General features: G+C 58.6%; 13 protein-coding genes. 7 read left to right on the top strand and 6 right to left on the bottom strand.

The features are described 5' to 3' along the window. Positions 1 to 71 precede the first annotated feature (71 nt). Together typA and thiI are read right to left on the bottom strand one after the other, a co-directional pair. A complete protein-coding gene (typA, locus tag PMI30_RS27925; protein ID WP_007907857.1) occupies positions 72 to 1,892 on the bottom strand; it encodes a translational GTPase TypA in 1,821 nt (606 codons plus the stop codon). 139 nt (positions 1,893 to 2,031) lie between these two features. After that, entirely contained in the window at positions 2,032 to 3,486 is a 1,455-nt protein-coding gene (thiI, locus tag PMI30_RS27930; RefSeq protein WP_008005335.1) for a tRNA uracil 4-sulfurtransferase ThiI, read from the bottom strand. Positions 3,487 to 3,816: 330 nt separating this feature from the next. Here thiI and glnA point away from each other — a divergent pair, with 330 nt between their 5' ends. The 6 genes from glnA to ntrC all read left to right on the top strand — a co-directional run bounded on the left by glnA (position 3,817) and on the right by ntrC (position 10,041). After that, entirely contained in the window at positions 3,817 to 5,223 is a 1,407-nt protein-coding gene (glnA, locus tag PMI30_RS27935; RefSeq protein WP_007907861.1) for a glutamate--ammonia ligase, read from the top strand. A 134-nt stretch (positions 5,224 to 5,357) separates the two neighbouring features. After that, positions 5,358 to 5,906 (top strand): chorismate mutase, encoded by a 549-nt coding sequence (locus PMI30_RS27940; RefSeq protein WP_008005334.1) that lies wholly within the window; start codon positions 5,358 to 5,360, stop codon positions 5,904 to 5,906. Positions 5,907 to 6,007: 101 nt separating this feature from the next. After that, positions 6,008 to 6,523, top strand: coding sequence for a DUF4124 domain-containing protein (locus tag PMI30_RS27945; RefSeq protein WP_008005333.1), 516 nt, complete (start codon positions 6,008 to 6,010; stop codon positions 6,521 to 6,523). Further along, the gene (locus tag PMI30_RS27950; RefSeq protein WP_032834684.1) at positions 6,520 to 7,125 is read left to right on the top strand and encodes a DUF4124 domain-containing protein; all 606 of its coding nucleotides are present in this window, start codon (positions 6,520 to 6,522) and stop codon (positions 7,123 to 7,125) included. The genes PMI30_RS27945 and PMI30_RS27950 overlap by 4 nt, the downstream gene beginning before the upstream one ends. 397 nt (positions 7,126 to 7,522) lie before the next feature. Beyond that, complete coding sequence (gene glnL, locus PMI30_RS27955) at positions 7,523 to 8,608, top strand: nitrogen regulation protein NR(II) (protein ID WP_008005331.1); 1,086 nt, start codon at positions 7,523 to 7,525, stop codon at positions 8,606 to 8,608. Continuing rightward, a complete protein-coding gene (gene ntrC / locus PMI30_RS27960; RefSeq protein ID WP_007897405.1) occupies positions 8,605 to 10,041 on the top strand; it encodes a nitrogen regulation protein NR(I) in 1,437 nt (478 codons plus the stop codon). The genes glnL and ntrC overlap by 4 nt, the downstream gene beginning before the upstream one ends. A 683-nt stretch (positions 10,042 to 10,724) precedes the next feature. Here ntrC and PMI30_RS31630 read toward each other — a convergent pair. Further along, a complete protein-coding gene (locus PMI30_RS31630; RefSeq protein WP_032834682.1) occupies positions 10,725 to 11,165 on the bottom strand; it encodes a hypothetical protein in 441 nt (146 codons plus the stop codon). Here PMI30_RS31630 and trmL point away from each other — a divergent pair. After that, positions 11,164 to 11,619, top strand: a complete 456-nt coding sequence (trmL, locus tag PMI30_RS27970; protein WP_008005328.1) for a tRNA (uridine(34)/cytosine(34)/5-carboxymethylaminomethyluridine(34)-2'-O)-methyltransferase TrmL — start codon at positions 11,164 to 11,166, stop codon at positions 11,617 to 11,619. The two genes, PMI30_RS31630 and trmL, sit on opposite strands and share 2 nt — an antisense overlap. Positions 11,620 to 11,824: 205 nt before the next feature. Here the strand turns inward: trmL and secB are convergent, their stop codons facing one another. From secB to PMI30_RS27985, 3 genes are read right to left on the bottom strand one after another with little or no spacing between them, the layout of a single operon-like run. Continuing rightward, positions 11,825 to 12,310: a protein-export chaperone SecB gene (gene secB, locus PMI30_RS27975; protein WP_007949026.1), complete on the bottom strand. Its 486-nt coding sequence runs from the start codon at positions 12,308 to 12,310 to the stop codon at positions 11,825 to 11,827. A gap of 55 nt (positions 12,311 to 12,365) precedes the next feature. Next, positions 12,366 to 12,620, bottom strand: coding sequence for a glutaredoxin 3 (gene grxC, locus PMI30_RS27980; RefSeq protein ID WP_007939440.1), 255 nt, complete (start codon positions 12,618 to 12,620; stop codon positions 12,366 to 12,368). Position 12,621: 1 nt separating this feature from the next. Next, the gene (locus tag PMI30_RS27985; protein ID WP_008005327.1) at positions 12,622 to 13,035 is read right to left on the bottom strand and encodes a rhodanese-like domain-containing protein; all 414 of its coding nucleotides are present in this window, start codon (positions 13,033 to 13,035) and stop codon (positions 12,622 to 12,624) included. Positions 13,036 to 13,163: the final 128 nt, after the last annotated feature.

Genomic DNA, 13,163 nt, shown 5'->3' with positions numbered 1-13,163 from the left:
TGGGCGCACAACAAAAACGCCCCCGACCTTGCGGTCGGGGGCGTTTTTTTAAGCGTTAACTAAGTCGAAACTCAGTTACCAGCTTTCTTGGCAGCGCGGGTACGCTCGCTTTCGCCCAGGATCTTCTTGCGAAGACGGATGGACTTAGGAGTGACTTCGCACAATTCGTCTTCTTGAACGAATTCCAGAGCCTGCTCCAGGGTGAAGCGGATAGGCGGAACCAGAGCGATGGTTTCGTCTTTACCCGAAGCACGCATGTTGTCGAGCTTCTTGCCTTTGGTTGGGTTGACGCCCAGATCGTTGTCGCGGCTGTTGATGCCGACGATTTGACCTTCGTACACGTCTTCACCGTGACCCAGGAACAGTTTGCCGCGAGCTTGCAGGGTTTCCAGCGAGTAAGTCAGAGCCTTACCGGTAGCAACCGAAACCAGCACGCCGTTCTGACGGCCGGACATGTCGCCGGACTTCATCACGTCGTAACGGTCGAAGATCGAGGTCAGGATGCCTGCACCGGAGGTCAGGGTCAGGAACTCGTTACGGAAACCGATCAAGCCACGAGCCGGGATGTTGTACTCAAGGCGCACACGGCCCTTGCCATCCGGAACCATGTTGGTCAGGTCGCCCTTACGGATACCGATCTGTTCCATGATCGAACCTTGCGATTCTTCCGGCAGGTCGATGGTCACGTTTTCGTACGGTTCGTGCTTGACGCCGTCAACCATGCGGATGATCACTTCCGGACGACCAACACCCATTTCGAAGCCTTCGCGACGCATGGTTTCGATCAGTACCGAGAGGTGCAACTCACCACGGCCGGAGACTTTGAACTTGTCGGCGGTGTCGCCTTCTTCAACGCGCAGGGCAACGTTGTAGAGCAGTTCTTTGTCCAGACGTTCCTTGATGTTACGGCTGGTGACGAACTTGCCTTCTTTACCGCAGAAAGGCGAGTCGTTTACCTGGAAGGTCATGGAAACGGTTGGCTCGTCAACGGTCAGCGGCTTCATCGCTTCGACGTTCAGTGGGTCGCACAGAGTGTCGGAGATGAACAGCTGGTCGAAGCCGCTGATGCAGACGATGTCGCCGGCAGCTGCTTCTTCAACGTCGATGCGGTGCAGGCCATGGTGACCCATCAGCTTCAGGATACGACCGTTACGCTTCTTGCCGTCGGCGTCGATAGCCACAACCGGAGTGTTCGGCTTGATGCGACCACGAGCGATACGGCCAACGCCGATAACACCCAGGAAGCTGTTGTAGTCCAGGGCGGAGATTTGCATCTGGAACGGACCGTCACGGTCGACTTTCGGCGCAGGTACGTTGTCGACGATCGACTGGTACAGCGGAGTCATGTCTTCAGCCATGTCGGTGTGTTCCAGACCGGCAATGCCGTTCAGGGCCGAGGCGTAGACGACTTTGAAGTCCAGCTGTTCTTCGGTAGCACCGAGGTTGTCGAACAGGTCGAATATTTGGTCCAGAACCCAGTCCGGACGCGCGCCTGGACGGTCAACCTTGTTGATGACCACGATTGGACGCAGGCCGGCTTCGAAAGCCTTCTTGGTCACAAAACGGGTTTGCGGCATAGGGCCGTCTTGAGCGTCAACCAGCAGCAGAACGGAGTCGACCATCGACATTACGCGTTCTACTTCGCCGCCGAAGTCGGCGTGGCCCGGGGTGTCCACGATGTTGATGTGGTAGCCGTTCCAGTTGATGGCGGTGTTTTTCGCCAGAATGGTAATACCGCGCTCTTTCTCCTGGTCGTTGGAGTCCATCACGCGCTCGTCGTTGAGCTCGTTGCGCTCCAGGGTGCCGGATTGACGCAAGAGTTTGTCTACCAGGGTGGTTTTACCATGGTCAACGTGAGCAATGATGGCGATGTTGCGTAGATTTTCGATCACTTGTGTATCTCGATCAGAGGATTCGGTGTGCTGACAAGTCTTGGCAGCGATTTACAGTAGAGTCCGGCAAAGCCGTTACAGCTTGACGGCGGCGTCGGGGGGCCGGTGACGCAGGCCACAGGCAAACAGCCCCGGGCACTTAGCTCGGTCGATAAACGCGCACATTGGCATGCCCCTCACTGAGCAAATGGTGGGCATGCAGGCGACTCATCACGCCTTTGTCGCAATACAACAGGTACTGGCGAGTAGGGTCCAGTTCCTTGAAACGAGCGTTCAATGCATAAAACGGCATCGTCTGCACCTCAATGCCAGCAAGTTCCAGCGGCTCGTCTTCAGCGGCATCCGGGTGACGGATGTCGATGATGATCTGGCCCGCCAGTGCTTCGCTGACTTCTTCGATCTGCAAATCCTGGCCCAATTCGTCGATCACGCGATCGATCGGCACCAGTTTGGCGTTCTCGAGCGCACGCTCAAGTACCGCCATGTCGAATTCTTTCTCTTCATGCTCCACGCGTGGACGCTTGGCGTGGGTCTTTGGGTTCACCGAGATGACCCCGCAGTATTCCGGCATGTGCTTGGCGAAATCGGCAGTACCGATTTCGTTGGCCAGATCGATGATGTCCTGCTTGTGACTGGCGATCAGCGGGCGCAAGACCAGCTTGTCGGTCACGCAGTCGATCACGGACAGGTTCGGCAACGTCTGGCTCGATACCTGGGAAATCGCTTCGCCGGTGACCAGCGCTTCGATCTCCAGCCGATCGGCAATACGGGAAGCAGCGCGCAACATCATACGCTTCAAAACTACGCCCATATGACTGTTATCGACTTTCCCGAGAATTTCTCCCAGTACTTCCTCGAAAGGCACACTGACAAATAACACGCGTTGGGAGCTGCCGTACTTCTTCCAGATGAAGTGCGCGACTTCCATGACGCCCAGTTCGTGGGCACGTCCGCCCAGATTGAAGAAGCAGAAATGGCTCATCAGCCCGCGGCGCATGATCTGGTAGGCGGCGACGGTGGAGTCGAAGCCACCGGACATCAGTACAAGCGTCTGTTCCAGGGCACCCAGCGGATAACCGCCGATGCTGTTGTGCTGGCTGTGGATCACGAACAACCGTTTGTCGCGAATTTCGATGCGGACTTCGATTTCTGGCTCTTTCAGCGAGATTCCGGCGGCGCCGCACTGACGACGCAGTTGGCTGCCGACGTATTTCTCGACGTCCATGGAGCTGAATTCGTGCTTGCCGGCACGTTTGCAGCGCACCGAAAAGATCTTACCGGCCAGGGCGTCACCAAAATGCTGTTTGCACTTGGCGACGATGTCGTCGAAGTCGCCCAACGGGTATTCATCGACCTGCAGGAAATGCGCGATGCCCGGCATGCAGCTCAGGCGCTCGGTCATCTCCTTCAGGGCTTTCGGCTCGCTGACGCGGGTTTCCAGCTCGAGATTGTCCCACACACCGTTCACCACCACAGCCGGGTCCAGGTCGCGGAGCACGGTACGGATGTTTTTAGCCAACTGGCGGATGAAACGCATCCGTACCGGGCGGCTCTTGATGGTGATCTCGGGGAAGACTTTTACGATTAGTTTCATGAAAACAGCGCGCGCTGGGCCAGCCGAAAAAGGGGGGCGCGGATTATAGCGGAAATTGCTCAAGGTTTAACCAGTTAATGTGCAGAAGGTTTTGCGCGCACCAAAACAGGTCATTTATGGATTTCGACGCTACATTACAGGGCGAGGTTTTGCGCTTTTTGAGGCATTGCACCTTTATAAGCGTGATATTGGGGCAAAAAACCCATGGTGGGGCACTGGCATGCAATTTGCTCCCTTGTGAGGCAGGTTGCCATGGCAGAGTATTCGCGCCGGCATCACCCACATTCTAAGGGCATCCACTACTAAGCCCGAAGCCACCCGGAGGACACTATGTCGAAGTCGGTTCAACTCATCAAAGATCATGACGTCAAGTGGATTGATCTGCGCTTCACGGACACCAAAGGCACTCAGCACCACGTGACCATGCCGGCTCGCGATGGGCTGGATGAAGCTTTCTTCGAAGAAGGCAAAATGTTCGACGGTTCCTCCATCGCTGGCTGGAAAGGCATCGAAGCTTCCGACATGATCCTGATGCCGGACGACAGCACTGCCGTTCTCGACCCGTTCACCGAAGAGCCGACCCTGATTCTGGTTTGCGACGTGATCGAGCCTTCGACCATGCAAGGCTACGACCGTGACCCACGTGCGATCGCCAAGCGTGCCGAGGAATACCTGAAGTCGACCGGTATCGGTGACACCGTATTCGTTGGTCCAGAGCCAGAGTTCTTCATCTTCGACGAAGTGAAGTTCAAGTCCGACATCTCCGGTTCGATGTTCAAAATCTTCTCCGAACAAGGTTCGTGGATGTCCGACCAGGACGTGGAAGGCGGCAACAAAGGCCACCGTCCAGGCGTCAAAGGCGGCTACTTCCCTGTTCCGCCGTTCGACCATGACCACGAAATCCGTACCTCCATGTGCAACGCCATGGAAGAAATGGGCCTGGTCATCGAAGTTCACCACCACGAAGTGGCGACTGCCGGCCAGAACGAAATCGGCGTGAAGTTCAACACCCTGGTTGCCAAGGCTGACGAAGTTCAAACCCTGAAGTACTGCGTACACAACGTTGCTGACGCATACGGCCGCACCGCGACCTTCATGCCTAAGCCTCTGTACGGCGACAACGGTTCGGGTATGCACGTTCACCTGTCCATCGCCAAAGATGGCAAAAACACCTTCGCTGGCGAAGGCTATGCCGGCCTGTCCGATACCGCTCTGTACTTCATCGGCGGCATCATCAAGCACGGTAAGGCTCTGAACGGCTTCACCAACCCGTCGACCAACTCCTACAAGCGTCTGGTCCCAGGTTTCGAAGCTCCAGTGATGCTGGCTTACTCGGCTCGCAACCGTTCGGCTTCGATCCGTATTCCTTACGTGTCCAGTCCTCGCGCTCGCCGTATCGAAGCTCGCTTCCCGGATCCGGCAGCTAACCCGTACCTGGGCTTCGCTGCACTGTTGATGGCTGGCCTGGACGGCATCCAGAACAAGATCCACCCCGGCGACGCAGCTGACAAAAACCTGTACGACCTGCCGCCTGAAGAGGCGAAAGAGATCCCACAAGTTTGCGGCAGCCTGAAAGAAGCCCTGGAAGAGCTGGACAAAGGTCGTGCGTTCCTGACCAAAGGCGGCGTTTTCAGCGACGACTTCATCGACGCTTACATCGCCCTGAAAAGCGAAGAAGAAATCAAGGTTCGTACCTTCGTACACCCACTGGAATATGAGCTGTACTACAGCTGCTGATCCGGTAGCGCCGCGCTACGCGGCGTGACAAAAGAGAGGCCTCCTTCGGGAGGCCTTTTTTATGGGCGACCGTCTGTCATCGGATGCCCGGTTGCGTGCATCATGGCCTTCATCCGATAAAGCCGAGATGCCCCATGCGCCTACGCCCATGCCTTGCCCTGCTCACCACCCTGCTGGCCAACAACGCTTTTGCCAGCCCGGCACCTGCCGCCCTCGCCCCGTTGCTTGGCACCATCGAAGAACGCCTGGCAATTGCCGATCAGGTTGCGCTGAGCAAATGGGACAGCGGCAAACCTGTCGAAGACCGGCAGCGCGAACGCGAAGTCATTGCCGGTGCTGTCGCCCTGGCACCTGCCTATAAATTGAGCAACGAAGCCGTCGAACAGTTCTTCTCGGCGCAGATCGAGGCCAACAAACTGGTGCAATACGCGCACCTGTCTGACTGGCATGCGCAAGGCAAGGCACCCGACGATCCCCGCCCCGATCTCGTCGGGCAGATCCGCCCGCAACTTGACCGGTTACAAAAACGCCTGCTGCAACAACTGGCCGATTTCAGCCCTTATCGCAACGACCCACAGTGCCCGTCCTGGCTGGCCAAGGCCAATAAAAGCGGTGCCCACGCGCCACTGCGTGAGCTCGCCCAGGTACGCGCTACCGCCGAGTTGTGCAGCGCCAGCCGCTGAGCCGACCTGCCGATGTGCGCTGAAGTGCTCTATGCTCAGCGCTTAGTCGCCAAGAACGGAACAGGGCCGGACACTTGCCCAACGGCCAATGGAAGCCTGCAATGCGCTCATTGTTGTTATGCCTGCTTGTGCTGATCGCCCTGCCCGCCGCCGCGCAGATCTACAAGTACACCGACGCCAACGGCAACACCGCGTACAGCAATCAACCGCCCTATGGCGTAAAAGCTCAACCCGTGGAGTTGCCACCGCTCAACAGTGTCGAGCGCCAGTCGCCGAGCGAGCCTGTAGCGCCTGCGCAATCCAGTAACCGTGAACAGCCCAACAGCGCCTATCAGGTGCTGGAGCTGACAGGTTTGCCCACCGAAGAAGCCCTGCGCGCCAACAACGGCACGTTCACGGTCAGCGTATTGATCCAGCCGCGCCTGCAGGGCTCTCATCGGTTGAGGCTGTTGCTGGACGATCAACCCTACGGCCAACCGAGCAACGTACCGATTCTGCAACTGGTGAACATCGACCGTGGCGAACACCGCCTCGCGGTTCAGGTGATCGATGGGCAAAACGTCGTGCAGCAGAGCCCCACCGTGACCTTCACCGTACAACGGGTGCATAAGCCTTGAGGTTCTGGCTGTTGGTCGCCTGCCTGATCAGCCTGCCGGCAATGGCCGAGGTCTTCACCTACATCGATGCCCAGGGTAATCGGGTTTTCACCGATCAGCCGGGCACCCGCAATGCCAAGCGTGTGCCACTGGCGACCAGCAATCGGATGTCGGCCAACCCGAGCAGCGCCACGCCAGTGGCGGCCACGAAAGCCAAACCACTGTTTCATTACGACATGCTTCGTGTGCTGGTGCCGGACCCGGATGCCACGATCCGTAGCACTGGCGGTGAATTGATCGTCAGCGTTACCAGCGAACCCGGCCTGCAACAGGGCCATCGCTATCGTCTGCTGCTGGATGGCCAGCCCACCGCCGACCCCGGCCCTAGCCCGGTGTTCGCCCTGAGCAACATCGACCGCGGCAGCCATCACCTATCAGTGGAAATCCTCGACGAACAAGGTCGTACCGTCGAACGCACAGCCAATCAACCCTTCCACATGCAGCGCATTTCCCTCGCGCAGAAACGTCAGGTCAAACCCTGCGTCCTTACCGACTACGGCCAACGGCCGGAATGCCCCCTCAAAGACAAACCCGAAGAAGAAAAAAGCTTCTTCTGGCGCTGATGCCAGTCTGTTAAGCGCAACCCCATGTGGGAGCGGCGGTGCGGCGATCCGACTTGCTCGCGAAGACGGCGGCACAGCCAACTTTGATGTCGACTGACATAACGCTTTCGCGAGCAAGCCCGCTCCCACACAGTTTTTCGCATCTTTGCTGACTGAAGCCTCTTTTACTTCGTTCAGGTTTGCGCACTATATTGGTGCAATAGAGTGCACAGCACTCACAACACAACCCATTTTGGTTCGAAAGTACCCGCAAAAGCTGGCAGAACGCCACGCAAATGAGCGTCAAACGCCTGTTTCAGGCTCTAAACGCTTCTTTTCGGAGCCTTGGTTTGGTTTTTGCATTTTCCTCGTATCGGCGCGTTATTCATGCGCATGCCCTGCTCCAAAAGAGGTCCTGATGACCATTAGCGACGCACTACACCGCTTGCTACTCGACAACCTGACCACCGCAACCATTCTGCTCGACGCCGAACTGCGCCTTGAGTACATGAACCCGGCGGCGGAGATGCTGCTGGCCATCAGCGGCCAGCGTAGCCATGGGCAGTTCATCAGCGAGTTGTTCACCGAATCCACCGAAGCGCTGAACTCCCTGCGCCAGGCAGTCGAGCAGGCGCACCCGTTCACCAAGCGCGAAGCGATGCTCACCGCCCTCACCGGCCAGACCCTGACCGTCGACTACGCCGTGACACCGATCCTGAGCAATGGCGATACGCTGCTGTTGCTGGAGGTTCACCCGCGTGACCGCTTGTTGCGGATCACCAAGGAAGAGGCGCAGCTGTCGAAGCAAGAAACCAGCAAGATGCTGGTACGCGGTCTCGCCCACGAAATCAAAAACCCTCTCGGCGGGATTCGCGGCGCGGCTCAGTTGCTCGCCCGTGAATTGCCGGAAGAAAGCCTGCGCGACTACACCAACGTCATCATTGAAGAAGCCGATCGCCTGCGCAATCTGGTGGATCGCATGCTCGGCTCCAACAAATTGCCGTCGCTGGCCATGTGCAACGTTCACGAAGTGCTGGAGCGCGTGGGTCAGTTGGTAGAGGCTGAGAGCCAGGGCTGCATCACTTTGGTGCGCGACTACGACCCAAGCATTCCGGATGTCTTGATTGATCGCGAACAGATGATTCAGGCCGTCCTGAACATCGTGCGCAACGCGATGCAGGCCATCAGCAGCCAGAACGAGCTGCGCCTTGGCCGCATCAGCTTGCGTACCCGCGCCATGCGCCAGTTCACCATCGGCCACGTGCGTCATCGCCTGGTGACCAAGATCGAAATCATCGACAACGGCCCGGGCATTCCCGCGGACTTGCAGGAAACCATCTTCTTTCCCATGGTCAGCGGCCGTCCGGACGGTACCGGGCTGGGCCTGGCCATTACCCAGAACATCATCAGCCAGCACCAGGGCCTGATCGAATGTGACAGCCATCCAGGCCACACCACGTTCTCGATCTTTCTGCCACTGGAACAAGGAGCCACATCGACATGAGCCGTAGTGAAACCGTGTGGATCGTCGATGACGACCGTTCTATCCGTTGGGTCCTGGAAAAAGCCTTGCAGCAGGAAGGCATGACCACGCAAAGCTTCGACAGCGCCGATGGCGTGATGAGCCGCCTGGCGCGCCAGCAGCCGGACGTGATCATCTCCGACATCCGCATGCCGGGTGCCAGCGGTCTGGACCTTCTGGCGCGGATTCGCGAACAACACCCACGGCTACCAGTGATCATCATGACCGCGCACTCCGACCTGGACAGCGCTGTCGCGTCCTATCAGGGTGGCGCTTTCGAGTATCTGCCCAAGCCATTCGATGTCGACGAAGCGGTGTCGCTGGTCAAACGCGCCAACCAGCACGCTCAGGAACAGCAAGGCCTGGAAGTCCCGGTCGCCTTGACCCGCACCCCGGAAATCATCGGTGAAGCGCCGGCGATGCAGGAAGTGTTTCGCGCCATCGGGCGCTTGAGCCACTCCAACATCACTGTGCTGATCAACGGCGAATCCGGTACCGGTAAAGAGTTGGTGGCACACGCGCTGCACCGTCACAGCCCACGGGCGGCCTCGCCGTTCATTGCGCTGAACATGGCGGCGATCCCCAAGGACCTGATGGAATCCGAGCTATTCGGCCATGAGAAAGGCGCGTTCACCGGCGCGGCCAACCTGCGTCGCGGGCGTTTTGAGCAGGCTGACGGCGGCACGCTGTTCCTTGATGAAATCGGCGACATGCCGGCAGACACTCAGACGCGCTTGCTGCGGGTATTGGCGGACGGCGAGTTCTACCGCGTCGGCGGTCATGTGCCGGTGAAGGTCGATGTGCGAATCATCGCCGCGACTCACCAGAATCTGGAAACCCTGGTGCATGCCGGAAAATTCCGTGAGGACTTGTTCCACCGCCTCAACGTGATCCGCATCCACATTCCACGGCTGTCGGACCGTCGCGAAGACATCCCGACCCTGGCCAAGCACTTCCTCAGCCGCGCCGCGCAAGAACTGGCTGTGGAACCGAAGCTGCTGAAAAGCGAAACCGAGGAATACCTGAAGAACCTGCCGTGGCCAGGCAACGTGCGTCAGCTGGAGAATACCTGCCGCTGGATCACTGTGATGGCTTCAGGTCGCGAAGTGCACATCAGCGATCTGCCGCCGGAGCTGCTGAGCCTGCCGCAGGACTCGGCGCCGGTGACCAACTGGGAGCAAGCGTTGCGTCAGTGGGCTGATCAGGCGCTGGCTCGCGGTCAGTCGAGCCTGCTTGACAGTGCCGTGCCAGCTTTTGAGCGAATCATGATCGAGACCGCCCTTAAACACACCGCCGGCCGCCGCCGTGACGCTGCCGTTTTGCTGGGTTGGGGCCGCAATACCCTGACGCGCAAAATCAAGGAATTGGGGATGAAGGTTGATGGTGGGGATGATGATGAGGGGGATGAGGGCTAGTAGGCTTTCGTCGTTCTCTGGATCCATTCGCGGGCAAGCCTCGCTCCTACGGGTTTTGTACCAAGCCGTCTTTTGTGGCTGACATCAAACCCATGTGGGAGCGGGCTTGCTCGCGAAGAGGCCATCACATTCAACATTGATGCTGAATGGCACACCGCTTTCGCGAGCAAGCCCGCTCCCACATTTAGAACTCCATGCACCGCGACAATGCACCGTGAACCGCAATCGCGCACGACAATCGCTCCAAAACCCCGCCTCCATCTGCAAGAAAAACCATATCGCAGAAACACAAAAACCCCGAATTACGGGGCTTTCAGCGCTGCTCGACGGTTTTCTGTTGCAACTTGTTAAAAACTGGCACGCCCCCTGCAATAGTCCAATCAGTGATTCGATTCACTACCCAGTTTCGGGGACCTTGGTACAGGCAGGCCGGGGATTCCCCTCTTTACACCGGGCTCATACCGCAACTGCGACGAGCCCATCCCGTTTTGGGGTCCTTGGTACAGGCAGGCCGGGGATTCCCTCTTTACACCGGGTTCACGCCGCGATGCGCGAGCCCTCCCGTTTTGGGGACCTTGGTACAGGCAGGCCGGGGATTCCCTCTTTACACCGGGTTCACGCCGCAATGCGCGAGCCCTCCCGTTTTGGGAACCTTGGTACAGGCAGGCCGGGGATTCCCTCTTTTATTGCTCTCGGAGATGGATCTCCAGCCGCCAGCGGTCATCGACCTCGCTACCGGCCCACTCGCCCTGCAGCGGCCGGGCCGCCACCACCGTCAGCAACAATCCCCCGTCACTCAACCGCGTTCGCCAGTTCACGTCTTTGCCGTTGAGCTTGAGCTGACCTTTCTGTGCCTTGCCTTCAGCCTCGAACAACAGCGCCACGCTGCCGTCGACCAGCTCGCCGTGGGTTTGGGGTTCGTTGTTGAACCACACCACCAGCCCATCGTTCGTCACCTCGACCTGCTGCAAAACGCTGGGGTCGGGCGCGGTCAGGCGACCGATCATCAGGCCCACCATCATCCCGACAATCGCCAGCGAAGCCATCACCCGCGGGAATAGTTTCGAACGAGGGTCCTTTGGCGGCGTAGAATGCCCGTCATCTTTACCTTCGGAGCCGTGCATGTTTCACGTCATCCTTTTCCAACCAGAAATTCCGCCGAATACCGGCAACGTTATCAGGCTGTGCGCCAACAGTGGCTGCCACCTGCATTTGATCGAACCGCTGGGCTTCGAGATGGACGACAAGCGTCTGCGCCGGGCCGGCCTCGATTACCATGAGTATGCCACCCTGCAACGCCACGCAGACCTCGCAAGCTGTCTGGAAAGCCTCGGTCATCCACGGCTGTTCGCCTTTACCACCAAGGGCTCGCGACCCTTTCACGACGCCAGCTTCGCCGAGGGCGATGCCTTCCTGTTCGGCCCGGAAAGCCGTGGCTTGCCGGCCGAAGTGCTCGACGCGCTGCCCAGCGAACAACGCCTGCGTTTGCCCATGCGCGAAGGCTGTCGCAGCCTGAACCTGTCCAACACCGTGGCCGTCGCCGTGTACGAGGCCTGGCGTCAGCTGGGGTTCAAATAACCCCGCGACTGATCGTTCCCACGCTCTGCGTGGGAACGCCTCAAGGGACGCTCCGCGTTCCAGCAGCACCACAGGCGTCGAGCCTGGCACCAGTGTGACGCGGAGCGTCACGGGCTGCATTCCCACGCAGAGCGTGGGAACGATCATCTCCCGCCCAAGAAAAAAGCGCCTGTTACGGCGCTTTTTTCGTTACTGCATCGAACGCTTACTGAACGGTTGGAGTCTCGCCCGCCGCCTGCATGCGTTGCAGTTCTTGTGCGTACAGCGCGTCGAAGTTCACCGGGGCCAGCATCAGGGCCGGGAACGAACCGCGGGTCACCAGACTGTCCAGGGTTTCGCGAGCGTACGGGAACAGGATGTTCGGGCAGAACGCGCCGAGGGTGTGGCTCATCGAAGCATCGTCCAGGTTCTTGATCAGGAAGATCCCGGCCTGTTGCACTTCAGCGATGAACGCCACTTCGTCACCGTTTTTCACGGTAACCGACAGGGTCAGCACGACTTCGTGGAAGTCGCCTTCCAGAGCCTTCTGGCGAGTGTTCAGATCCAGACCGACGCTCGGCTCCCACTGCTGGCGAAAGATCGCCGGGCTTTTCGGGGCTTCGAAGGACAAGTCGCGTACGTAGATGCGCTGCAAGGAGAATTGCGGTGCGGTTTCTTCTTCGCTAGCTGCAGTGTTCTGTTGGTCAGTCATCTCAGATCCTTTCTGATCTCGGGTCTTGTAGGGTTGGCTATTTCAAGTAAGGCAGTCAGGCCTTGAGCATGGCGTCGAGCTTGCCGGCGCGCTCCAGGGCAAACAAATCATCACAGCCGCCAACGTGGGTGCTGCCGATCCAGATCTGCGGCACGGACGTACGCCCGGCCTTCTGAGCCATCGCGGCACGCACCTGCGGCTTGCCATCGACCTTGATCTCTTCGAAGGCTACGCCTTTGTTCTCGAGCAGGTACTTGGCTCGCGAGCAATAAGGGCAGTAATCGCTGGAATAGACGACGACGTTGTTCATATCACTTCACCAGCGGCAGATTGTCGGCTTTCCAGCTGGAAATACCGCCGGACAGCTTGGCGGCGGTGAAGCCGGCTTTCATCAGTTCGCGGGCATGAGTGCCGGCAGTCTGGCCCATGGCGTCGACCAGGATAATGGTCTTGGCCTTGTGCTTTTCCAGTTCGCCGACGCGAGCGGTCAGTTTGTCGTGAGGAATATTCAACGCGCCAACAATGTGACCAGCAGTGAAATCCTTGGTCGGACGAATGTCGATTACCACGCCTGCATCTTTGTTGACCAGCCCGGTCAGTTCACCGGTGCTCAGGCTGCGGCCGCCGCCTTGCATCTGATAAGCGATCAGCAACGCCAGCAGTACGACGAAGATACCGACAAGCAAATAGTGGTTAGTGGCAAATTCAATCAGGTGAGCAACCATCGAAGGAGGTTCCAGGGCGTTAAAATGTCGGCCAGTATACACAGCCACTATGGTGGGCCAAACCCCGTCCGGCGGTGACGCCGTCGGAACTTCGCTTTAAACTCCTACTCCCTTTTCCATCGCCCTCT

The organism is Pseudomonas sp. GM50, assembly GCF_000282375.1.
GTDB lineage: Bacteria > Pseudomonadota > Gammaproteobacteria > Pseudomonadales > Pseudomonadaceae > Aquipseudomonas.
Note: the sequence above shows the minus strand (reverse complement) of the source record. Positions and strands in the feature narration are given on the sequence as shown.